General features: G+C 69.6%; 21 protein-coding genes and 1 pseudogene. 4 read left to right on the plus strand and 18 right to left on the minus strand.

Translation table 11 applies throughout. The features are described from left to right. Window positions 1-71: 71 nt before the first annotated feature. Both OHA61_RS04740 and OHA61_RS04745 read right to left on the minus strand, forming a co-directional pair. Window positions 72-671, minus strand: coding sequence for a GNAT family N-acetyltransferase (locus OHA61_RS04740; RefSeq protein WP_406307276.1), 600 nt, complete (start codon window positions 669-671; stop codon window positions 72-74). A 182-nt stretch (window positions 672-853) separates the two neighbouring features. Beyond that, the gene (locus OHA61_RS04745; RefSeq protein ID WP_406301841.1) at window positions 854-1831 is read right to left on the minus strand and encodes a GlxA family transcriptional regulator; all 978 of its coding nucleotides are present in this window, start codon (window positions 1829-1831) and stop codon (window positions 854-856) included. An 81-nt stretch (window positions 1832-1912) separates the two neighbouring features. Between OHA61_RS04745 and OHA61_RS04750 the strand changes: the two genes are divergently transcribed. Then, entirely contained in the window at window positions 1913-2800 is an 888-nt protein-coding gene (locus OHA61_RS04750; RefSeq protein ID WP_406301842.1) for a hypothetical protein, read from the plus strand. 217 nt (window positions 2801-3017) lie between these two features. Here the strand turns inward: OHA61_RS04750 and OHA61_RS04755 are convergent, their stop codons facing one another. The 8 genes from OHA61_RS04755 to OHA61_RS04790 all read right to left on the minus strand — a co-directional run bounded on the left by OHA61_RS04755 (window position 3018) and on the right by OHA61_RS04790 (window position 11030). Next, window positions 3018-3800 carry an SDR family oxidoreductase gene (locus tag OHA61_RS04755; protein WP_406307277.1) on the minus strand — a complete coding sequence of 261 codons (783 nt, stop codon included), beginning with the start codon at window positions 3798-3800 and terminating at the stop codon, window positions 3018-3020. Between the two features lie 5 nt (window positions 3801-3805). Continuing rightward, entirely contained in the window at window positions 3806-4819 is a 1014-nt protein-coding gene (locus tag OHA61_RS04760) for an NADP-dependent oxidoreductase (RefSeq protein WP_406301843.1), read from the minus strand. 183 nt (window positions 4820-5002) lie between these two features. Beyond that, window positions 5003-5917: a PfkB family carbohydrate kinase gene (locus tag OHA61_RS04765; protein WP_406301844.1), complete on the minus strand. Its 915-nt coding sequence runs from the start codon at window positions 5915-5917 to the stop codon at window positions 5003-5005. Further along, window positions 5914-6906, minus strand: a complete 993-nt coding sequence (locus OHA61_RS04770) for a zinc-dependent alcohol dehydrogenase family protein (RefSeq protein WP_361904754.1) — start codon at window positions 6904-6906, stop codon at window positions 5914-5916. The genes OHA61_RS04765 and OHA61_RS04770 overlap by 4 nt, the downstream gene beginning before the upstream one ends. Then, window positions 6903-7811 carry a carbohydrate ABC transporter permease gene (locus OHA61_RS04775; RefSeq protein WP_406301845.1) on the minus strand — a complete coding sequence of 303 codons (909 nt, stop codon included), beginning with the start codon at window positions 7809-7811 and terminating at the stop codon, window positions 6903-6905. The genes OHA61_RS04770 and OHA61_RS04775 overlap by 4 nt, the downstream gene beginning before the upstream one ends. Next, complete coding sequence (locus OHA61_RS04780) at window positions 7808-8755, minus strand: carbohydrate ABC transporter permease (protein WP_406307278.1); 948 nt, start codon at window positions 8753-8755, stop codon at window positions 7808-7810. Before OHA61_RS04780 ends, OHA61_RS04775 begins: the two co-directional genes overlap by 4 nt. Before the next feature lie 23 nt (window positions 8756-8778). Beyond that, window positions 8779-10137 carry an ABC transporter substrate-binding protein gene (locus tag OHA61_RS04785; RefSeq protein ID WP_406301846.1) on the minus strand — a complete coding sequence of 453 codons (1359 nt, stop codon included), beginning with the start codon at window positions 10135-10137 and terminating at the stop codon, window positions 8779-8781. 131 nt (window positions 10138-10268) lie between these two features. After that, window positions 10269-11030: a DeoR/GlpR family DNA-binding transcription regulator gene (locus OHA61_RS04790; RefSeq protein WP_389369455.1), complete on the minus strand. Its 762-nt coding sequence runs from the start codon at window positions 11028-11030 to the stop codon at window positions 10269-10271. 373 nt (window positions 11031-11403) lie between these two features. Here OHA61_RS04790 and gndA point away from each other — a divergent pair, with 373 nt between their 5' ends. Further along, window positions 11404-12846: an NADP-dependent phosphogluconate dehydrogenase gene (gene gndA / locus OHA61_RS04795; RefSeq protein WP_324980804.1), complete on the plus strand. Its 1443-nt coding sequence runs from the start codon at window positions 11404-11406 to the stop codon at window positions 12844-12846. 307 nt (window positions 12847-13153) lie between these two features. On the opposite strand, the gene OHA61_RS04800 is transcribed toward gndA, so the two are convergent. The 5 genes from OHA61_RS04800 to OHA61_RS04820 form a co-directional block, all read right to left on the minus strand. Next, a complete protein-coding gene (locus OHA61_RS04800; protein WP_406301847.1) occupies window positions 13154-13807 on the minus strand; it encodes an aspartate/glutamate racemase family protein in 654 nt (217 codons plus the stop codon). Continuing rightward, complete coding sequence (locus OHA61_RS04805) at window positions 13807-14286, minus strand: GNAT family N-acetyltransferase (protein WP_406301848.1); 480 nt, start codon at window positions 14284-14286, stop codon at window positions 13807-13809. Before OHA61_RS04805 ends, OHA61_RS04800 begins: the two co-directional genes overlap by 1 nt. Beyond that, complete coding sequence (panD, locus tag OHA61_RS04810) at window positions 14189-14605, minus strand: aspartate 1-decarboxylase (RefSeq protein ID WP_406301849.1); 417 nt, start codon at window positions 14603-14605, stop codon at window positions 14189-14191. The genes OHA61_RS04805 and panD overlap by 98 nt, the downstream gene beginning before the upstream one ends. A 440-nt stretch (window positions 14606-15045) precedes the next feature. Continuing rightward, window positions 15046-16689 carry a trypsin-like serine protease gene (locus tag OHA61_RS04815; protein WP_406301850.1) on the minus strand — a complete coding sequence of 548 codons (1644 nt, stop codon included), beginning with the start codon at window positions 16687-16689 and terminating at the stop codon, window positions 15046-15048. A gap of 116 nt (window positions 16690-16805) precedes the next feature. Beyond that, a complete protein-coding gene (locus OHA61_RS04820; RefSeq protein ID WP_406301851.1) occupies window positions 16806-17327 on the minus strand; it encodes a hypothetical protein in 522 nt (173 codons plus the stop codon). A 777-nt stretch (window positions 17328-18104) separates the two neighbouring features. Here OHA61_RS04820 and OHA61_RS04825 point away from each other — a divergent pair. Further along, a pseudogene (locus tag OHA61_RS04825) lies at window positions 18105-18302 on the plus strand (ALF repeat-containing protein); the annotation flags it as partial. 15 nt (window positions 18303-18317) lie between these two features. On the opposite strand, the gene OHA61_RS04830 reads toward OHA61_RS04825, so the two are convergent. The 3 genes from OHA61_RS04830 to OHA61_RS04840 are packed head-to-tail and all read right to left on the minus strand — an operon-like array spanning window position 18318 to window position 20879. After that, window positions 18318-19568, minus strand: a complete 1251-nt coding sequence (locus OHA61_RS04830) for a DUF6545 domain-containing protein (RefSeq protein WP_406301852.1) — start codon at window positions 19566-19568, stop codon at window positions 18318-18320. A 13-nt stretch (window positions 19569-19581) separates the two neighbouring features. After that, window positions 19582-20157 carry a toxin-antitoxin system, toxin component gene (locus OHA61_RS04835; protein WP_406301853.1) on the minus strand — a complete coding sequence of 192 codons (576 nt, stop codon included), beginning with the start codon at window positions 20155-20157 and terminating at the stop codon, window positions 19582-19584. Between the two features lie 50 nt (window positions 20158-20207). Next, entirely contained in the window at window positions 20208-20879 is a 672-nt protein-coding gene (locus OHA61_RS04840) for a hypothetical protein (RefSeq protein WP_406301854.1), read from the minus strand. 508 nt (window positions 20880-21387) lie between these two features. Here OHA61_RS04840 and OHA61_RS04845 point away from each other — a divergent pair. Further along, on the plus strand, window positions 21388-22083 hold the full coding sequence (locus tag OHA61_RS04845) for an LPXTG cell wall anchor domain-containing protein (RefSeq protein ID WP_406301855.1): 696 nt from the start codon (window positions 21388-21390) through the stop codon (window positions 22081-22083). The last annotated feature ends 5 nt before the right edge of the window (window positions 22084-22088 follow it).

Genomic DNA, 22088 nt, shown 5'->3' on the forward strand with positions numbered 1-22088 from the left:
GCTGAGTGTCTCCGAGCCGGCCACGAACGCTGCTTCACGGAGTGCCGCCGGGCCAGGAGTTCTGCGTGAGATCACGTACCTGCAGCCGGAACGTCCGGCGTTTGTCCGGGGCGTGGCGGGTGTGAGGCATCCGTGCGCCGTATGTGCAGATGGCCATCGACAGGGTACGAGGGCGGCGCTGCAGGCAGGACTCTGTCGAACTCGTACCGGCTCTTCTGCGCAACCCGGCACGATGCGAGGTTGTCCATCTGATGAAGGAGTTCGAGACGTTCCAAACCATCGGCCCCGAAGGTGTCGAAGGCCCAACGGGTGAGAACCTCCAGAGCCCGGGGGGCCACACCCCGCCCGCGAGCGTGCGCAGCTGTCCAATAGCCCACTTCCGCCGAGGGTTCGCCGGTCGTGACGTCCTTGAGGACTACGCTGCCGACCAACTGTCCGTGAGCTGATTCGGGTTGTGCTTCAAGGACTGCGAAGCCGAACCGGTCTCCTGCTGCCCAACCCTGTAGCTGAGCCTGGACCCATCGCGCCCCGTCAGCATCGTTCTCCACGGAAGAGCTGGTCCAGGGGCTCAGAGCGGGATCTCGGCAGACCTCAACCAGTGGCTCAACGTCCTCCACACACCAGGGTCGAAGAACGAGAGCGGGAGCGGACTGCGTCGCGCCCGCCTGCAGTATGACGGCGGCATTCACCAATCGATCATATGCGGCGGTGCTCTCACCTGACGCCGGCCATGCCTGCCCCACTCCGCCTCTCGACCGGCCACTACGATGTCTCGGGCCGCTTGGTCTCGAGCTCCATGCCTTGTAGCTGACCGCTCGCCCGGCCCTCCCCGTCGGACCGCTTCGCGCTGGTTCTATCCGCCCTGGTGCCCGCCGGAGCGAAAGGTTCGGCGGTGGGTCGCGGGGCCAACCCCCCGGCGGGCGGCGAAGTGGTGGCGCAGGGTGTCGGCACTGCCGAAGCCCGCGCGGGTGGCTACCGCGTCGACCGGCAGGTCGGTGGTCTCCAGCAGTTCCTCGGCGAGCTGCAGCCGTTGGTCGAGCAGCCATCGGTGGGCGGTGGTGCCGGTGACCGATTTGAAGCGCCTGGCGAATGTCCGCGTCGACATCGCCGCCCGGGCAGCCAAGTCCTCCACAGTCATCGGGTGGTCGAGGTGCTCCTGCATCCAGTCGATCAGACCGGACAGTTCATAGGTGGTGCGGACCTCAGGGACGGGCATTTCGATGAACTGCGCCTGCCCTCCGGATCGGTGAGCCGGCACCACCATGCGACGCGCCAGGGCGTTGGCTGTCGCCGCGCCGTGCTCTCGGCGCACCACATGGAGGCAGGCGTCGATTCCGGCAGCTGCTCCGGCGCTGGTGAGGATGGGACCGTCTTCGACGTACAGCACCTCACGGTCGACCCGCACCGCGGGATACCGCTCGGCGAGCAGGTCGGTGAACTGCCAGTGGGTTGCGGCTCGTCGCCCGTCGAGCAAGCCCGCTTCGGCCAGCAAGAACGCGCCTGTGCAAACGGAGAGCACCTGCGAGCCCCGGGCCACCGCGGTACGCAGCGCCTCCAGGAGTGCCGGCGGCGCTGCCCGGTCCAGCTGTGGCCAGGCGGGGACGGTGACGAGATCCGCGGCCGCCAGCCGGTCAAGGCCGTGGTCGACCTGAAGGGAGAATCCGGACGTCGTTCTGACCGCGCCCGGGGAGGGCGTGCACACGGCGAAGTCGTAGAACGGCAGGCCGTCGGCCAGTCGGTCCAGGCCGAAGACCTGACAGACCACTCCCAGCTCGAAGGCCGCAGCCTGCTCTCCGACCACGGCAGCCACATTGCGGATCGCACCACCCACACCACCATGATGGCAGAAAATTCCCGAACCCTGGCAACCATGCCACTGTTCGCCCGTGCCCGGGCTCGTCAGGCTGGGCTCATGGCAATCAGCGAACACCCCAGCTTTCCCCTTCCGGGGAGCGGACGCGCAGTAGTCGCCGTCGCCGCGCCCGGCCCGGGGCCACAGCGGTGGGCAGGCGCACCGAGCGCCGCCTTCGACGTCGACGGGTCCGTGGTCCTGGCCTATCGCGTGCGTGCCGAGCAGGACTTCAATGTCGTCGCCCGCTCCGCCGACGGCGAGCGGTTCACCACGGTCGGCATCCTGACCACGGACCGCTTGGGCGCCGCCATGGTCGAGCGCCCGGCCCTGGTGCGGACCGGCTCCGGCGCATGGCGGCTCTACGTCAGCTGTGCCACTCCCGGCACCAAACACTGGTGGATCGGCGTTGCCGAAGCCCGCGATCCGGAGGGGCTGGCCAGGGCCGGGATACGCCGGGTGTTCGAGGGCGACAAGGACACAGCGGTCAAAGATCCGGTGATCCGGTACGACGGTCGGAGCTGGCACGCATGGATCTGCTGTCACCCCCTCGACGAGCCGGGCGAAGAGGACCGCATGACGACGGCGTACGCCATCAGCGACGACGGATTGCGCTGGCAGTGGCAGGGCACTGCGCTGACCGGCCGACCCGGTGAGTGGGATGCGCGTGGCGTACGGCTGACCAGCGTCCTGGCCGACGGCCGCGCCAGCTACGACGGGCGGGCCAGTGCCCAGGAGAACTGGTTCGAGCGGACCGGGCTGGCGGTAGTGACCGGTGCCGCCGGAGAGCCACGGATCATGCCGCTCGAGAACTCCCCCGTCGTCGACGTCCGTTACCTCGACGTCCTCGCGCTGCCCGGCGGCGGCCACCGGATCTATTACGAGGCGCGACTGCCCGACGAAAGCCATGAGCTGCGGACCGAACTGATTCCGCCCACAGGCTCAGGCTGACCACTCCGAGGCCCGGCTCAGCCCTAGGCCTGTCGTTCGGATCTTGCCGGGTTCGCGTGCCCTGGCACGCACTCCCCCGTAGCCCTTCGGGCACGGGAGGTGCCCCCACGCCGCGTTGTCGTCAGTCGCCGACGCTCCGCGTCGGCTCCTTCCTCCGCCTTGCGATCGCACGCACCAGACCCCGCCCACTGATCCGGCCTGATCCAAACGACAGACCCTAGTCGACCTCGTCGATCCGCCGCCGCAGGCGCCGCATCCCCCGGAGCCACCTGTCCGTGTCGGTCGCCCGGAACGCGTAGTGCTCCCGCACCTCCCCGTGCGGCAGGATCAGGAAGCGTCCGTCCGCGAGTCCCTCCATGACCTCGTCGGCGACCTGCTCGGGTTCGAGGACCGAGCCGCCGAGCACCGCCTTGGCCGCCGCGTCCGTCTTCTCGTACATCTCGGTACGAACGCCCAGCGGGCATACGACCTGGACCTTAAGGCCCCGGTCGCCGTACGTGGCCGAGAGCCACTCCGCGAAGGCCAGCGCGCCGTGCTTGGACACCGAGTACGGCGCCGATTCGAGGTGGGTCAGCAGGCCCGCCGCGGAGACCGTGGCCAGGAAGTGGCCGCGTCCCCGTTCCAGCCACGGCCCGACGAGGTGGCGGGCCACCCGCACGTGTCCCATGACGTTCACCTGCCAGACCTGGTCCCACACGTCCTCAGGGGCGTGCAACCCGCCGCCGGGCTCGATGCCCGCGTTCGCGCAGAACAGGTCGATCTCGCCGAGGTGGGCGCGCGCCGCCGCGACCATGGCGGCCACGCTCTCCTCCGCGCCGGCGTCGCCCGGCACGGCGAGCCCGCCGACCTCGGCGGCGACCCTGGCAGCCGCCGCGCCGTCCAGGTCGTTGATCACGAGCCGGGCGCCCTCGGCGGCGAAGCGGCGGGCGAGCGCCGCTCCGATGCCCGATCCGGCGCCCGTGACGACCACACCCGCGTCCTTGAGATTCATCGCCGCCATCTGGATCACGCGTCCGCGATCTGGAGAACGAGCTTGCCGAGGTTCTCGCCGCGGAACAGCCGCATCAGGGTCTCGGGGAAGGTCTCGACCCCGCCGGACACGACGTCTTCCCTCGACACCAGCCGTCCGTCTGCCAGCCACTCGGCGAGCTGCGCGACACCCTCGCCGTAGCGGTCGGCGTAGTCGAAGACCACCATGCCCGTCATGGAGGCGCGGTTGACCAGCAGAGACATGTAGTTGCTCGGTCCCTTGACCGGCTCAGTGTTGTTGTACTGGGAGATCGCACCGCAGATGACGATCCGGGCGCCGCGCGCCAGCCTGGTCAGCACCGCGTCCAGGATGTCGCCGCCGACGTTGTCGAAGTAGATATCGACACCGTCGGGAGCGTGCTCGCGCAGAGCCTTGCGCACATCCTCCGTCTGGTAGTCGATCGCGGCGTCGAACCCGAACTCCTCCACCAACGATCGGCACTTGCGCTCTCCCCCGGCGATGCCGATGACCCGGCAGCCGAGGATCTTGGCGACCTGGCCGACCACGTTGCCGACCGCACCGGCCGCTCCGGAGACCACAACGGTCTGGCCCGGCTCGGGGCGGCCGATGTCGAGCAGGCCGAAGTAGGCCGTCATGCCCGACATGCCAAGGGTGCCGAGGTACACGGGCAGCGGAGCCATGGCCGGGTCGACCTTCGTCACACCGCGCCCGTCCGAGACGCAGTACTCCTGGACACCGAACGAGCCCGAGACGTGGTCGCCCACCGAGAATTCGGGGTGCCGGGAGGCGATGACCCGGCCCACCGCGCCCGCGCGCATCACCTCGCCGATTTCGACGGGGCGTATGTAGGACTTGCCCGCGTTCATCCAGCCGCGCATCGCCGGGTCGATCGACAGGTAGAGCACCTGCACCAGGAACTCGCCGTCGCCCGACTCGGCGACCGGCTCCTCGACCTGCTGCCAGTCGGTGGACCGGGGCTCCCCCACGGGGCGGGCGGCCAGGCGCAGTTGACGGTTGGTGCGGCTCATCTTCGGCTCCTCGGCCGTAGCGGGCGGTCTGCACGTACCTACCGGTCGGTACGTCCCTCGTGAGGCTAGATGCCGTCGCAACAGGAGGCAAGCGGCCCGCCGAACCGCAGGAGTGGTGCCCATCACATCGTCGGCCGGCCGGCCCTGGCCCCGCCGGAGGGGATGGTCCGGCGGGGCGAGAGTTCATACGGAGGCCGGTGCCGAGGGCTCCGTGCCCGGCTGGGTGACCACCGACGCCGCCACCTGTGCCGCGAACTCCAGCATGCTCACCGCCCGCTCCGGGCTCAGGGCGCGCTCCCAGCCACCCGTCGTGGCAAGCCAGGCCAGGACGCCCGCCATGAAGGCGTCACCGGCGCCGATGGTGTTGACCACCTCGACCGGGACGGCCGGGACCGAGACGGGCGGGCCCGACGGGGTGTGGGCGGTGGAACCCCGGGCGCCGCGGGTGAGGATCACCAGGCGGCCGCCCGCGGCCAGCCGACGGCAGGTCTCGTCCGGGGCCGAGTCCGGCCACAGCCCCAGCAGGTCCTCGTCGCTGGCCTTGACCACATGCGCGAGCTCGCACAGGTCACGCAGCAGGGCCAGGCTCCGGCCGGGGTCGATCGTGCGGTCCTCGCGGACGTTGGGGTCCACCACGAGCAGCGAGTGCCGGGCGGCGGCGCGCGCCGTGGACGCGACGGCGCCGGCCGCCGGATCGACGACGGCCGCCAGGCCCCCTGCGTACACCGCGCCGAAGCGGCTCACGTCGGCCGCCCGGTCGGGGAAGCGGAAGGTCGCCGTGTCCTGGAGGTGGAAGTGGTAGCCGTTCCCCGACTCCCCCGGGTCGGCGACCGCCAGCGCCGTGGGCAGGTCGGGGCGGGCGCATAGGGTGAGGTCGACGCCCGCGTCCGTGAGCCGGCGTTCGATCGCCCGCGCGAAGCCGTCGGTGCCGAGGGCTCCGGCGAAGGCGACGGGCCTGCCGAGGCGGGCCAGACCCGCCGCGACATTGGCGGGGGCGCCGCCCGACTGGGCGCGCAGGCTTTCCGGCTCGCCGGGCACGGGGACAAGGTCGATGAGCGCCTCTCCCAGGACCAGCACCGAGCCGGGTCCGCCGCTCACGGTTCCACCACGATCTTGCGGCCCTGCCCGGCCTTGAACCGGTCGATGGCCTCGGGGTACTGCTCCAGTGGCAGCCGGTCGCTGATGAAGACGGACGGGTCGAGCACACCGCTCGCGAAGAGCGCCGCGGCCCGCTCGTAGCTGTGCAGCACAGCCATGGAGCCGGTGATGGTGATCTCCTGGTTGTAGATGCGGTACGGCTCGATCACGGCGGTCGTCGCATAGTCGGCGACGCCGAACTGCAGGAACGTGCCCCCCTTCGCGACCCGTCCCAGGCCGTCCTGGATCGCCCCCGCATTGCCGGTCGCGTCGATGACGAAGTCCCAGCCCCCCGGCTGCTCCAGTTCCCCGGCGCCGGCTGCCGAGCGGGAGCAGCCGAGCACCGACGCCGTCGCGAGGCGGTCCGGGTTGATGTCGAGTATGTCGACGCTCGCGGCGCCGGTGCGCTTGGCGAGCTCCAGCATCATCAGGCCCATGGTCCCCGAGCCGTAGATCAGCACATGGGCGCCGAGGGTGCTGCTGTTCAGTACGTCGTACCCGCGCACCGCGCAGGACAGCGGCTCGATGAGCGCCGCGTCCCTGACGTCGATGTGGTCGGGCAGCCGTACGCAGTTGGCGACGGGCGCGACGGCGAACTCGGCCGCGCCGCCGGGCTCGGTGACGCCGATGGCGGCCCACCGGTCGCAGAGATTGCCGCGGCCTGCACGGCAGTAGCGGCATTCGTGACAGTGCAGGGACGGATCGACGGCGACCTTGTCCCCGACGGCGAGTTCGGTGACGTCCCTGCCGATCCCGACGACCTCACCGGCGAACTCGTGCCCGGGCAGGATCGGCAGGGTGGGCGCGAACTCGCCCTGCAGAATGTGCAGATCGGTGCCGCACAGACCGCACGAGGCCACCGAGACGACGACCTCCCGAGGTCCCGGGGTGGGGTCGGGAACCGTCGTGACGGAGACCTTGCCGGGGGCTTCGACGATCGCTGCCCTCATTTAACAGCTCCAAGGGAAAGGCCCTGGACGAGCTTGTCCTGGGCGGCGTAACCGGCGGCGAGCACCGGCAGGGACACAACGACGGACGCGGCGCACAGCTGGGCGAGGAACAGGCCCTGGCTGGTGACGAATCCGGTCAGATACACGGGCGCGGTCTGGGCGACGACACCGGTCAGTACGCGGGCGAAGAGCAGCTCGTTCCAGCTGAAGATGAAGCAGATCAGGGCGGTGGCCGCGATCCCGGGAGCGGCCACGGGCGCGACCACCCGGGCCAGGACCGTGGGCAGGCGCGCGCCGTCGACCTGCGCGGCTTCGATGATCGAGACCGGTACGTCCGCGAGGAAGGACTGCATCATCCAAACCGCGATCGGCAGATTCATCGAGGTGTAGAGGATGACGAGAAGCCAGATGTTGTCCAGCATCCCGGCGTTCTTGGCGAAGAGATAGACGGGCAGCAATCCGGCGACGACTGGCAGCATCTTGGTGGACAGGAAGAAGAACATGACGTCCGTCCACTTGCGTACGCGCCGGATGGAGAGCGCGTACGCCGCCGGGAGGGCGAGGAGCAGCACCAGCAGGGTGGAAAAGGCTGACGCCGTCAGGGAGTTGATCAGGGAGGGCCAGGGGCTCGGCCCGCCGCCCGCGCCGAAGAACTCGCGGTAGCTGTCGAGGCTCAGCGGGGCCGCGAAGGACGGCGGATTGGTCGCCGCGTCCGCCTCCGAGTGCAGGGAGGTCAGCAGCATCCATGCGGCGGGCAGACAGAATCCGATGCCCGCAACCCAGGCCAGCAGGCCCAGCACGGCGGACCGGCGCCTGGCCCGGCGGGCCGCGGGCGGCAGAAGCTCGGGCGGCTTTTTCGACGGAGCCGGTGCGGCTGTGGGAGCGGGAGCGGTATGAGCGGTCATGCGCGGTTCGCCTCCTCACGGAAGAGGGACGAGACCACCCGGAGCGCAAACGTCGCGATGATCATCGTGCCGATCACGACGACGACTCCCGCGGCGGACGCCAGTCCGTACTCGTGGGCCTGGTAGAAGGTTTGGTAGATCGTGTACGGGAGGTTGGCGGTGCCGAGCCCTCCGGAGGTGATCGTGAACACCGCGTCGAAGTTCTGCACGATGTACACGGAGCCGAGCAGCACGCCCAGTTCGAGATAGCGGCGCAGATGCGGCAGCGTGAGATAGCGGAAGGACTGCCAGGCGCTCGCGCCGTCGAGGCGCGCGGCCTCCATCATGTCGGCGGGCCTGCTCTGCAGTCCCGCGAGCAGGATCAGCATCATGAACGGCGTCCACTGCCACACCAGCGCGGCCTCGACCGCGATCAGCGGCATGCCGGATATCCAGTCGGGCTGGGCGGGAGTGTCGTCGCCGAAGAGCCCGGCGACCCAGTTCCAGGCCCCGTTGAGCAGTCCGTACTCCGGGTTGTAGAGCGCGTGCTTCCACAGCAGCGCGGCCGAGACGGGGACGATCAGGAAGGGCGTGATGAGCAGGGTGCGCACCATGCCGCGGCCGAAGAACGTGCGGTCGAGGAGCAGGGCGAGCAGCAGTCCGAGCAGCACGGTGGCGATGACGACGCTCGCGGTGAGCAGGACCGTGGTGAAGACCGAGTCACGCAGCTCCGGATCGGTGACCACGGTGCTGTAGTTGGCGAGCCCGGCGAAGCTGCGTTCGTCGGGGCTGAGGGAGTTCCAGTCGAAGAGGGAGATCACCAGCGTTGCCACGAAGGGCAGTTGGGTGACGGCGATCAGAAAGATGAGGGCGGGAAGGAGCGGGGCCCGGGTGGCCCAGGCCCGTACTCCTCCCTTGCGCTTCTTGGACTGCCGCGCCTGCTTCGAGCGGACCTGCGGGTTCAGCGGCTGGGTGGTGACGGAGGCACTCACTGCTGCTCCTTGCCGACCTTCTCGGCCAGCTTCTGCGAGTCGGCCAGGGCCTGGTCGACCGACTGTCGGCCGGCGATGGCGGCGCTGATCTCCTGCGAGACCTTGGTGCCGAGGTCGGTGAACTCGGGGATGCCGACGAACTGGATCCCGGCCGCGGGGCGGGGCTGGACGCCGGGGTTCTCCGGGTTGGCGCTCGCGATGGCCTTCTGGGTGATGTCCGCGAAGGCGCCCGCTGCCTTGCGGTACTCGGGGTTGGCGTAGGTGGAGGCCCGCTTGCCCGCGGGCACATTGGCCCAGCCGCTCTTCGCGCCGACCAGAGCCTCGTACTTCTTGCTCGACGCCCACGAGATGAACTTCCAGGCGTTGTCGGTCTTCTTGGACGCCTTCTGCATGCCCCAGGCCCAGGTGTAGAGCCAGCCGGAGCTCTGCGTCTTCTCCACCGGCGCCGGTACGTATCCGATCTTGCCCTTCACCGGGGATCCGGCCGCTTCCAGTGACCCGGCTCCCGCTGTGGCGTCGTACCACATCGCCGTCTTGCCCTGGGTCATGTTGTTGAGGCACTCGGCGTACCCGGACTGGGCCGCTCCCGCCTCACCGTGATTGCGCACGAGGTCGACATAGAACTGGGTGGCCTTCTTGAACTCCGGGGATGTCAGCTGCGCCTGCCAGTCCTGGGTGAACCAGGTGCCGCCCATGGTGTTGACGACGGTGGTGAGCGGGGCGATGACCTCGCCCCAGCCGGGCAGCCCGCGCAGGCAGATGCCCTTCATCCCGCTCTCCGCGCCGTCCGCCTTGGCCGCGAGATCCGCCACCTGCTGCCAGGTGGGCTTCGCGGGCATCGTCAGCCCCTTCTTGGCCAGCACGTCCTTGCGGTACATCAGGAAGGACGACTCGCCGTAGAAGGGCTCGGCGTAGAGCTTTCCGTCCTTGGCGGTGAGGGAGTCCCGCAGGGGCTTGAGTATGTCGTTCTGGTCGAAGGCGGTGTCCTTCGTCGCGTACTCGTCGAGCCCGTGCAGCCAGCCGTTCTTGGCGTAGAACGGCACCTCGAAATTGCTGATGGTGGCCACGTCGTACTGGCCCGCCTGGTTGGAGAAGTCCTGACTGATCTTGTCGCGGACGTCGTTCTCCGGGAGCACCGTGAAATTGACCTTGATACCGGTCTCCTTGGTGAAGTTCTCCGCGGTCAGTTTCTGCAGCTCGACCATCTGCGGGTTGTTCACCATGAGTACGTTCACGGCCTCGCCCCCTCCCGAGGACGATGCTCCTGCTCCGCTGCACCCCGCGAGCAGGGCCATGGCGGCCGTGCCGGCCCCCACTCTCAGGTGGATTCCACGTCGTCGGCGCTGGAGGGGCATGATGTCTCCTGATGGCTCGTAGCGGCTCGGTGATCGGTGGTTCAGGGCGTGAGGGCCCTGAACCCCGGCCCGGTGGCCGGGATCAATACTCTTATGGGGTAAGGAAGTCGGGCGTCGGGGGCGCGTCGGCGTCAGACCCGGATGATCTGGGGGCCGAGCAGGGAGTAGCGCTGCGCCTCGGCCGAGGGCAGGCCCACGTCGGTGACGATGGCCTCGAAGTCGCCGACGTCGGCGAAGCGGCAGAAGCTCACCGCGCCGAACTTGGTATGGATGCCGGCGAAGATCCGTCGGCGAGCGCTGCGCATGGCCTGCGCCTTGACCTCACTGACCGCGGGGTCGGGGGTGGTCAGTCCGTACTCACGGGAGATGCCGTTCGCGCCGACGTATGCCAGATCGATGACGAAGTCGGCGAGCATCCGGGTGGCCCAGTGGTCGACCGTGGCCATGGTGCCGCCGCGGACGCGTCCGCCCAGCAGCAGTACGGAGATCTTCTCGGCGTCCGCCAGGACGGTCGCGACCGCCAGGGAAGCGGTGACGACGGTCAGCGGCCGGTCCCGCGGCAGGGCCTCCGCGACGAGCTGCGGGGTGAAGCCCTCGTCGACGAAGACCGTCTCGGCGTCACCGAGGAGATCGGAAGCGGCCGCGGCGATCCGGGACTTCTGCGGGACGTGACGGGTGGTCCGTACCGCGAGCGTGGTCTCGAAGCCGGCGGACTCGACGGGGTAGGCGCCGCCGTGCGTACGCCGCACCAGGCCGTGTTCTTCCAGGGCGTGCAGATCCCGCCTGATGGTCTCCTTGGCCACCTGGAACTGCGCGGCGAGCCGGTTGACGTCGACCGACCCGTCCCGGCGGGCCGACTCGAGAATTCCCCGTCGGCGTTCCTCGGTGTCCACGGCACACTTCCTTGCTTGTGCTTGTGCTGTCGGCCCGGCGTCCGTTCGGGCCCATGCGTCGTTTGTACAAGCAGGTACGGGGGCTCGACCAGGCTCTTCACAGGATCCGCTGTGCCCGATCGTGCCCGTTTCGCCGGGGCGTCGGCCCTGGTAGCACTGCCCGTGGCGAGTCCCACGCCCTGCGGCGGTGCCCGCTTCCCCCCGATATGGCGTCCGAAACCCTGCCCGCGGGCGCACACAGAAGCCGCGCCGGGATTCGGCCACGACGGAAATACGGAAGCATGGGCAGGGCTTGAGGATCAATGAATGGCCGGCTGCGCGCGTACGTATGCGTAGAGGCCGGATTTTCCGACGGACATCCAGGAGCGCACGTATGAGTGGAACAGCCCAGATCGGCGTCACGGGGCTCGCGGTGATGGGCCGCAATCTCGCCCGTAACTTCGCCCGCAACGGCCTCACCGTCGCCGTGCACAACCGCACGGCGGCCAGGACGCGCGCGCTGGTCGAGGAGTTCGGCGACGAGGGCACCTTTGTGCCCGCCGAGTCGCCCGAGGAGTTCGTCGCGGCTCTGGAGCGCCCGCGCCGGCTGATCATCATGGTCAAGGCCGGCGATCCGACCGACGCCGTGATCGAGGAGTTCGCGCCGCTGCTCGAAGAGGGCGACGTCATCATCGACGGCGGCAACGCCCACTTCGCCGACACCGTCCGCCGCGAGAAGGAGCTGCGGGAGCGCGGCATCCACTTCGTGGGAACGGGCATCTCGGGCGGCGAGGAGGGCGCGCTGCACGGGCCGAGCATCATGCCGGGCGGCTCCACCGAGTCGTACGCCTCGCTCGGACCGCTGCTCGAGAAGATCGCCGCGAAGGCTCCCGACGGCACCCCGACCGTCGCGCACATCGGCCCGGACGGCGCCGGGCACTTCGTGAAAATGGTCCACAACGGCATCGAGTACGCCGATATGCAGCTGATCGCCGAGGCGTACCACCTGCTCCGCGCGGTCGCGGGCTACTCCCCCGCGCAGATCGCCGAGACCTTCCGCACCTGGAACACCGGGCGCCTCGACTCGTATCTGATCGAGATCACGGCGGAGGTGCTGGCCCACACGGACGCCGCGACCGGAAAGCCCTTTGTCGACATCGTCACCGACCAGGCGGAGCAGAAGGGCACGGGCCGCTGGACCGTGCAGATCGCGCTCGATCTGGGTGTGCCGGTCTCCGGCATCGCGGAGGCCGTGTTCGCCCGCTCCCTGTCGGGCCATGCCGAGCTGCGCGAGGCCTCACGCACGCTGCCCGGGCCGACGGCGCAGCCGCTGAGCCCGGCCGAGGCCGGGCGCTTCGCCGACCGTGTGGAGCAGGCGCTGTACGCGTCCAAGATCGTGTCGTACACCCAGGGCTTCCACCAGATCCAGGCGGGCAGCGACGCGTACGACTGGGACATCGACCTCGGTTCGGTGGCCGCGATCTGGCGGGCCGGCTGCATCATCAGGGCGGCGTTCCTGGACCGTATCCGCGGCGCGTACGACGCGCAGCGCGACCTGCCCAGTCTGCTCTCCGACAAGCAGTTCGCCGACGAGATCGGCGCGGCTCAGGACGACTGGCGCGAGGTGGTGGCGACAGCCGCACGGCAGGGCGTGCCGACGCCGGGCTTCTCGGCGGCCCTCGCGTACTACGACGCGCTGCGCGCGGAGCGGCTGCCCGCGGCGCTCACGCAGGGGCAGCGCGACTTCTTCGGTGCGCACACCTACCGGCGGACCGACCGGGCGGGCTCGTTCCACACGCTCTGGGGCGGCGACCGCTCGGAGGTGGGCACCGACTGAGTCTGCGCACGCCGGCTGGCCAGCGCTGAGACGATCAGCTCGAAGGCCCCGGCTGGGGCTCCGGCTCCGGCGGGGGTACGGGCTCGGGGCGGGGGCCCGGGCCCGGCGGCTGCGGAATGGGGTCCGGCGGGGGTCCCGGGGGCGGTGCCGGAGGCGGCACAGGGCTGGGCAGGGGCCCCGGATCAGGTCCCGGGAGGGGCGGCGAAGGCGGTACGGGCGGCTGGGTCATGCCGGACCTCCTGAGCTACGGAGTCGTGCGTTCCCAATGTCTCCCGTTGCGCGTGCCCACGCGCGCCGGGTCCACGCGTCATGCGCCGGACGCGATGGCCCCGGCGGCGGCCCGCAGTCCGGCCCGCGGGCTGCACAGAACGGGGACGGCGGTCGTCGTCCGGACTGCCGCGTCCGCCATCGACGCCTGGGCCAGCACGATGACATCCGCCTCCCGCACCCTGTCGACGGCGGTGGCGACCGCGTCCAGATACCCGTCGCGGTCGCCCGCCTCGAACAGCTCCCAGGCGCCCTCGACGAGCAGTGTGCGCAGGTCGACGCCCCGTCCAGCGGCCTCTTCACGGATCAGCGCGAGGGTCGGCTCCAGGGTGCTGTGCACGGAGGCGACCACGACGATCCGGTCGGCCGCGGCCGCCGCCGCGGCCATCGGGCGGTCGACCCGCAGCACCGGCACACCGAGCTCGGCGGCGCATGCCTCGGCAACGCCGCCAATCGTGGAACAGGTGCACAGAACGGCGCTCGCCCCCTCGTCGACCGCCTGTGCCAGCGCGTCCGCGACGGCGGGGGCGACGGCCTCGGCCCCTTCCTCCCGGGCCCGGGCGAGCAAGTCCTCGCGGACGAGATGAAGCATCCCGAGGCCGGGATGGTCCGCGTCCCGCAGCCCCTCGAAGACCGGGACATGGACCGGCGAGGTGTGCAGCAGCGCCAGCGTCCCGGAGGGGCCGGTGGGCACTACCAGAGCTCCGCGTGGTCGGCCTCGAGCTGCGCCTTGGCCTCCTGCACCAGTTCGGCCGGGGCCACGGGGGCCTCGTCGGGGTGCTTGGTGGCCCACTTGGCGGCGTACGGACACAGGGGCACGACGGGTACGCCCTCGCGTGCCGCCATCGCATAGAACTCCCGCACCAGGGCGCTCGCGATGCCCTTGCCCTCGTGTTCCGGCTCCACCACGGTGTGCACGGCGACCAGGGCCGCGGGATCCGCGTCGAGCGTGAAGTAGACGACGCGGCCCGTCACGCGACCGTCCTCGTACGCCTCCAGGAGTCCCTTCGGCCTGTTGTCACGGATGTCGCGTTCTGCCATGGCGGGCTCGCTCCTTGTGGCGCTGGGTGGGTGGTCACACGACGGCGTGCGGACTGCGTTCCGTATCACTGCCGGGTACGGGCGCGGAGGCGTCCGAGCCGAGCGCGACGATCCTGTTCTGCGCGTCGACATGGACCACACTCGGCACCAGTGTGCGCGCCTCGTCGTTGTCGACCTGGGCATAGCTGATCAGGATCACCAGGTCGCCGGGGTGGACGAGATGGGCGGCCGCACCGTTGATACCGATGACGCCGGAGCCGCGTTCGCCCTCGATGACATACGTCTCGAGGCGGGCGCCGTTGGTGATGTCGACGATGTGGACGAGCTCGCCGGGGAGCAGATCGGCTGCCTCCATGAGCGCCGAGTCGACGGTGACGGATCCGACGTAGTGCAGGTCGGCCTGGGTCACGGTGGCCCGGTGGATCTTGGACTTGAACATGGTACGAAGCATCGAGAAACTCCCGGAATGTCTGCTCCCTGCCTGCTTCCTCCAGGTCAAGGGCGGTTCTTTCACTCTACAACGGCTCGCTTTACGACTGCTTTTCACCAGGATTCCCGGTAGCCATGCTGACCGGTTACTGAGTTCCCTGACGCCACGTCGGGCACATGCAAAGACGCCTCAGGAGCCCTCTACCCCACCCTCAAGGCCGACAGGCGGGATCAGCCTACGAAACGGCGCCCCGGACCGCACCGAGAAATCCGTCACGTCGTCCGCGGCCGCGGCCGGCTCCGCGGGCCGTTGGCAGCATCCTCAGTGCAATCGAGCCGCCAACGAGTCCGCCAGGTTGAAGACTTGGTGGCCTGTTCACGGCCGGACAGTTCCAGACATGACTGTGCCCGCCCACCGCCCCCGAAGGGGACGGTGGGCGGGTGCGGAGAGCCGGCTCGGTATCAGAGCGTGCCGGCGAGGGCGATGGAGCCGAGCGGAGTGGCGGCGATGCCCTGGATCGTGGGCACCGCGACCGGGTTCGTGAAGATGGCGCCGGCGGTGTTGCGGGAGGTGTGCACGACCCGGTTGTCGCTGGTGGTGAAGGCGATCTCGACGTCATGGTCGACGCCGGCCGCACCCACGGACTTGACGGTGATGTTGCCGAGGTGGGCCGTCAGCTCCTTGAAGGTGCTCCAGCCGCCGGTGCCGAGGCGGACGGCGTGGTACTGGCGGGTACCGTTGTCCGTGGCGAGGACGATGTGGGCGGTGCTGCCCATCCCGGCCATGGCCACGGAAGTGATCGGGCCGGTGGCGCCGGCGGCCTGGGCGACGTCGCCCCAGACGGACCAGTGACCGGCGGTGGTGCGCAGGGTGTGGTATGCCTTGCCGCCGGTGATGGCGATGACCTGGAGCTCGCCCCCGGTGTTGGCGGTGGCGATCGAGGTCACGCCGCTCATGGGGCTGCTCACGGCGGCGACGTCACCGAAGGGGGCCCAGGTACCGTTCGCGCGGCGCACGGTGTGGAAGACCTTGCCGTTGGAGACCGCGACCACCTGCATCTCGCTGCCGGTGGAGACGGCGGACACCTGGGTGACATTGGAGAGCACGCCGGCCTCGGCACCGACGTCTCCGAAGGTGCCCCATGTGCCGTCCGCCTTGCGGATGGTGTGGTAGATGCGGCCGTTGCTGCCGAGCGCCACCACATGGGTGTCACCGTTGATCCCGGCGACGGTGGCCGTGCGGACGCCGCCGATGCCCCCGGCCTTGGACTGGACGTCGGTGAAGCCGGTCCAGGCGCCGTCCTCGAGGCGGATGCCCTGGTAGAGGGACGTGCCCGCCTGAACGACGGCCTCGGTCTTCCAGCCGGCGGTCAGCGAGCGGACCTCCGCGGACCACACGCTCAGGTTGTCGGCCCGCGCGGAGATGGCCCCGGTGCGGGTCTCGGTGGTGGCAGTGCCGAGGCAACCACCCTGCCAGGAGCGGCTGTTGACGCCGACGAGCTGGCCGGCCGCGTTGAGGAGCGGACCGCCGGTGTCGCCCTTGCAGAGGACGTCGGAGCCCTTGCCGGTGATGGTGATGGTGCCGGTGTCGGACGCGTTCGTGGCGAAGGTGCCCGTGTGGAGCTTGTCGGGGACCCACTCGGTCTTCGTACGTCCGAACCCGGCCGCGGTGAGGTCGGTGCCGGCTGCGGGCGCCGCGGGGGCGATCCTGACGATCGGGAGACCGGTGGCGGCGGTGGCCAGGCGGGCCAGGACCAGGTCGCGGTCGGTACGGGGCACGAGGTCGACGACCTCGACGGCCCTGCCGTCGGACAGCGTGGCGACGGACTTCAGCGCCGGCTTGCCGGCCGGGACCGACGTACCGGGGGTGCCGGCGAAGCAGCTGGCGGCCGTGACGATCCAGTTCGCGTCGACCAGAGTCGCCGTGCAGGCACGGGAGTTGGCCTCGTCGCCGATGTTCAGCTTCACGACGGACTTGTACTGGTCGGCCGGAGCCTCAGGACCTGCCACCGCCAGGGCGGGGGCGGCCGAGATCAGACCTGCGGCGACCGCGGTGGCGGAGAGCAGAACGGTTGTCCGCGCCGGGCGCAGACGGGGTGCGAGCATGGTTCTTCCTTCGGTGAACGGGTGCGTGGGGAAGCGATCGAGTGACGGCCGGACGCGCATCCGGCCTCCGTGCCTGTCGGCAGTGCCGGCTGACCCCTGCCAGTGCCGTACAGGCGTTACTTGGAGGTGCGGATCTCCATGAGCATGAAGTCGCGGCCCTGCTCATCGGCGCTCTCACCCACCGCGGTCCAGGAGTTCTTGTTCACGTCCCACGTCTTCTCCTCCTCGCCGACCTTCATGTCGACCTGGGCGGAGTAGTTGTTGCCCTTGACCGCGAAGACCGAGGGGATCTCCAGAGTCAGGTAGCCGCTGGTTCCGGTGACCCGGAAGCAGATCTTCTCCTTCTCGCGGGACCAGACCTCCATGAGGTCGGTCGCGCTCGCGCAGTCGGCGAGGAGGATGTGGCCGTCACCGCGCTTGAGGGTGATGTTCCGCTCGGCGAGGATCTTGTCGGCGTTCGGGTAGCCGAAGTCCTCGATGGCGTAGCCCGGGCCGTCCTCGGCGATGGACTTCATCGCGGCGGCGTCCGTGGCGGTCCCGCCCGCGGTGGCACCGGCGCCCGTGATCGCCAGCCATGCGAACGCGCCGGCGGCCGTGGTCGCGGCCACCGTGCGGACGAGCTTCTTGCGTGCCTTCATCCCTACCCCAGTCCTCAGTTCCGGTTCACTGCCCGGAAATTTCCATACGGATGCGAAGGCTCATGTCCAACCAACAAGAGGCGCACCAAAGACGGGTGTTCCCTCCTTGGAAGCCCCCAACTTCCTCCGGGATCTTAACCGCACACTTGGAGCAGAAATCAAGTCCAGAAAACGAAGATGACAGCCCGTCAGTCGATTTCTCGGCATTGACCACCGCGCGAGGACATCCGTTCACCAGGCGCCGCGCGGGTGGACTCGCCGACGGTGAAGGGCGGTCGACGGACCTCATGGGCAAGTGATCCGGCTCACATGGGATCGAGGCGCTGACCAGTGAGTATGTATCACTCAGGGAGTTCATGTCCGATTTGGACAGCGAGTTGGGCCACACCGAGGCCCAGTCAAGCTGGGTTTGAATAAACGGAAGTTGATTCTCCGTCATCTTCCGTCTGGCCAAGGCCATGTGTCCCGCGTAGGGTCATGCTGCGCGCCTCTCGGACCTCGCAATGCGTTCCATGGTCCGGCGATTGAAACGCGACTCACACCTTGCCGCCCTGGACCCGTCGCACTCTTTTGCGGCGCGCCATGCGCCGATAGCGAAGGACCGTTTTGGACACCATTTATTGGAGTAGGCGGCGCAGCCTCGCGGTGGTCGGCAAGGGGACCCGTCGTGAAGCGACCGGCGCGCTCAACGACGGTGACTCCGCCATCTCCGCGTTCCTCGCGGGCGGCTTCAAGTCCGCCCACGTGGAGGACCTGCGAGTGGCCACCGCCACGGTGATGGCCACCAGCGGGAAGGCCGTGACGAAGGCGGGCAACGCCGCCCTCACCGACGGCTCGCCGGCCGCGCTGGAGAAGTTCCTCACCACGGACCAGTTCACGGCACGGCTGGAGGACATGCGCGTCGAGGCCTCCAAGCTGCTGATGCTGGCGGGCCCGGAGGTACAGAAGTACGCCAACAGGGCCCTGTCCGGCACGGAAGCCGAGGTCAGCTCACGTGTGCCCGGAGGGGTGCCGGTCCGGACTCGGGGAATCTGCCGCTCCCGCAGGAGCCCCGTGAGGCATGACGGCCAAGGCCGGAAGAGCCCGGGAGATGCCGACCAAAAGGTCGCGGTACTCGGCTTCGGCGGCCCGCAGCGCCCGAACCGCCACCACGCCTTGTTCCTTGTCGGCGGGCATCGCGAGGGCGCGGGCGTCCGCCGCGGCCGTGAACATGGCGGCCAGGCCGAAGGCGACACTCTCGGCCTCCGTGCTGCCGCCCTCGCGGGCCCGGGCGTAGGCGTCCGCCCGTACCCCCTCCGAGCAGTACGCCCCCAGCTCCAGCATCCGGTCGTGGATGTCGGTCATCCGGTCCGTGAGGCGCCGGCCCGGACCGGCGTTCCAGGGAGTGGAGAGCCGCACCGGGCCCCGGGGACCACCGGCGCGACATAACGTCCGCCGCAGGGGGCCCAGGGAACGCAGGGTCCACAGAGGCCCGAACACCCGCGCGGTGATCCAGGGTCCGACGATGGGGATGAGGAAGCCGACGGCGATGAGGAGGGTGCCGAGGCAGGCGAACGACACGGCCGCCCGGTTGAGCGGTTCCCAGTCCCGGCCGCTCCAGGCGGCCACGACCGCGGCGAGCTTGGCCACACCGTAGGTGACGTTGGTCAGGAAGCCGACGGCCAGGACGGTGAGCCCGATGCGCAGCAAGCCTCCGGCCGGTGTCTTCCGCTGCGGGCACTCCCTGCGGATGTCGCGCGCCCAGTTCCAGCACGCGGCTGCCGCCGCGGCGGCAGCCGCGGTGACGGCGAGCAGGCAGAGCAGCACCATCTCGCGCATGAAGGGGGTGTTGGCGTAATACGTCTCGAAGTCACGCTGCCGTTCGACCGGCGCCTCGCCCAGTGCGAAACAGCCGATGAGGAGGATGGTCACGACACCGTGGCCCCAGATCCAACGCCTGACGCGGCGGCGTGTGTGGGGGAGGACCTCCACGTCCTCGCGCCAGTTCTCCATGAGGACCCGGCAGGCACATGCGTAAGCGGAGAGGATGCAGTAGACCAGCACCGCCGAGAAGTTGCTGACGCCCGACATCTCGTTGACGACCGTGATCGTCGGGGGCGCCGAGAAGAAGAACGCCGCGGCCTGCAGGAAGATCACGGCGTTGACGCTGCGGACCATGGGACTGCGCCGGCGCCTCACCAACGAGGGAAGTTTGACGGCCAGCACGATGCCGAGCGCGGCGGCCGGGATGTAGAGATTCACGCCTTCTCGCCCGTCATCCTCTGAGCGAGGCCCAGATGCGGCCGGCCACTCCGCCGAATGGTGTCGTGCTACGCGTGCGCTCCAGGCAGGGCCTGACCCGGTCGGCGAGCATACGGCCGAATCTCTCCGCACGCCGCTCCTCTTCGAGGTCCGGCTCCGTACGGGCGGCGACGTGGGCGACCGCGTCGGCAGGGCTCCAGCGGTCCCCCACCATGCGGGCCGCGGCCATCGCACCGGCCGCGCTGCCATGACCGCAGTGCCCCTCCTTGAGGTGCCACAGCTCATGCCCCAGGATCACGACCTGGTGCAGGGGAGAGGTGTTCGCCTCGAGGACGATCAGATCGTAGTCGCCCATGTCCAGCCACAGGCCCGTCACCGAGCCCGGCGGGAACTCCTCGAGCATCAGGCGCACTTCGCGCCCGCTGCTCCGTGCCGCACACGCGCAGATCGCCTTCAGCAGCTCCACCGGCTGCTCGGGAACCGGCTGCGGCAGCCCCATGAACAGCGCGTCGCGATACCGCTTCATCTCGCGCGAGACCCCCACCCGTGCCACCCGTCCCTCGTGCCGGATGCACAGCCCCCCATGCATCGTTCCTTGCGCGTTACCGCTGGTGAGCCGTGGTGTCCACGCCGCCGCGATCAATCGACGTCATTGTGCACCACTGTTGTCTCGAGGGCGGCCCGAGCCTCCCGGGCACGCTCCTCCCGGGACCGCCGCGCCACGGATTCGATCAGCGCGATCAGGGGCTGGGCGGTGTCGTCCGGTACGTCGGCCAGAGCCCGGGCGGCGTACGCGACCACGCCGAGCGCGGGATCCACCTCGCTCGCGGGCCCCGCGTTCCGCAGGCGCCGCAGATCCTGGTCCTGGCGCTCCACGGTCCGCTCCAGCAGGTCCTTGTGGATCTGCTGCAGGACGCGGTCCAGCGCCTCGGCGGGCTCGGCGACCAGGAACTCGATCTTCTCCCCGAAGAATGCCGCGATCCCGGCGGCGTGGTCGAGGTTCGGAGCGCGGCCGGTCTTGATCATCTTGTCCAGCCACTGCGCGCTCGTTCCCGCGCCGGCCGCGATCTCCGCCAGGGAGTACGCCCGCCTGCTGCCGTCCGAGGCCGCGCGCAGCCGCGTCGCGCGCAGGAACAATATCCGCTCGACCACGCGCCGGTGGCGCGCCTCGACCACGTCCACACCCGGGCCAGGCCCACCGAGCCGCTCGCCACGCAGCAACTCCCGTACCTCCTGGGCCGCCACCCCCGAGGCATACGACAGCCCGCCCTCGCCCTCCACCCGCAGCACGTCCCCGCGGATCAATCCCATGCGGTCCAGCAGAGAGTCGATACTGCGCACCGTTCCCACGAGGCCCCGAGCCGGCCCATCACTCACGCGAACTCCAACGGTTGTTGAACGAGGCCGTGCAAGGCTACAACCACCGTTGATCCGTCATCACCGATCCCTGATCGCCCGATCCCGCCAGCTCGGGCTCGTCCCGGGCAGCCACGGCGATGTATGCACGGCTCATGCTGACCTGCTGCTGATTCGCTGACGCTGCGTAAGCGGGAGCGAGGACTGTGTGTCCGTGAGCGTCGAGGCCTCACCAGAAGCGGGCCGCAGGCGCGAGTGCTGGGGAGCCAGTCGGGTGCAACCGGTGCGCCGACCCGTGGAACACCCTGGCGAGCCTGTTTGTCCTGAACCGCCCACGTCTATGGATTGTGTTGCTTATTCGGTCGATGCCTTGCTGTCCGAGTCATGGCCCCAGAAGTCGTCCACCCCGCGCCGAGAACAACAAACGATCACTGCCCAAGGCCTTCTGAAGGAGCCGAACCCGATGCTCAGACGATCAAGACGGCGTGTCGCCATGGCCGCCGCCACCGCAGCCCTGATTGCCGCCGCTCCGATGGTGCTTGCCGAGCCGGCCTACGCACAGTACCCGCCATGTCCTCCCCCTGAGCTGAGCGATGACACCGTGGCCCCCGGTGATGAGCTCACCTTCTCCGCGACGTGCTTCGAGGCGAATGAGGAGGTAGTCGCGCTCCTGCTCCCCGGTGGTGCCGCCACCACCCGAAGCGGCGCGTCCACGGCCGCACTCAGGACATCGCCGTCGTCCGTTCTGCCCATCGTGTCGCCCGCGGTGGACAGCGGAGAAGGTGGCGGACACGGAGGCGGACACGGGGACCCCGTGTACCTGGGCACCTTCACAGCCGACGCCGACGGAGCTGTGAGCGGAACGGTCACCATCCCCGAGGACGTTCGCCCCGGTGACTACCGCTTCACGCTCAAGGGCCGGTCATCCGGAAATTGGCTCTCGGCGGCGCTGACCGTCACCCGCGACGGGGACGGTCCCTGGGACAACCACGGACGCCCCGGCCACCCGGGCCATCATCACGACCCCTCGCAGCTCGCGAAGACAGGTTCCTCGGATGCGACGGTGGCGCTGCTCAGCGCGGCAGGCGCTCTGGTGCTTCTCGGCAGCGGGTCACTCGTGATCGTCAGGCGGCGGCGCAGCCACACCGAACGCGGCTGAGAGGC

This window comes from Streptomyces sp. NBC_00885, assembly GCF_045207475.1.
GTDB lineage: Bacteria > Actinomycetota > Actinomycetes > Streptomycetales > Streptomycetaceae > Streptomyces.